1 pseudogene is annotated in these 539 nt (G+C 59.6%); it reads right to left on the reverse strand.

Annotated features, from left to right (window positions below):
• Positions 1 to 145: 145 nt before the first annotated feature.
• Positions 146 to 539, reverse strand: a pseudogene (locus C8029_RS22390) (DDE-type integrase/transposase/recombinase); the annotation flags it as partial.

Consider the following 539-nt stretch of genomic DNA (forward strand, 5'->3'; position numbering starts at 1 on the left):
ATTTCCGCTGCCGGCCACCCTGATCGCCACTTGTTGGAGCGCAGCCGTTTGGGCAGGGCGCAGCGGGGTCGCTTTGGGTATGAGGCGGCTACGGCTGCGCCGCTTTGCACGTAGCGCCCCGAGAGGCGATGTGGCCTCATTGGCGAATACGGTGGCGTTTCGGGGCGAAAGAGGAACGGCGGTTTGACCATGGACCGACAAGAACATCTGAACCTGTCTTGCTGGATTTAACCCGGCCGAAAATCTCCTCTCGTCGAGGGGTGTGCCGACGAGACGCCTCGGCCGCGGTTGTTCAATCCCTTGTGTGATACGTGATCAAGCGAGACAAAGCTCGCGCGTAGCGACGCCCGATACGCTGAGCAATTTGTCCGTTGCGATAACCCGAGGTTGTCGTCCCCAACGCTTCATGAGTTTCGCAAGAAACGTTTGGCGGCTTTAGCGTTTCGGCGCGACGTGCATAAGGATTCGAGGGTGTCTCCATTGCCATCGGACTGCACGCCAGAGCCTGCTTTTCCCACGGATCGTCACCATACGTTCGC

Source organism: Roseobacter sp. TSBP12 (assembly GCF_009129705.1).
GTDB classification, from domain to species: Bacteria; Pseudomonadota; Alphaproteobacteria; order Rhodobacterales; family Rhodobacteraceae; genus Celeribacter; species Celeribacter baekdonensis_A.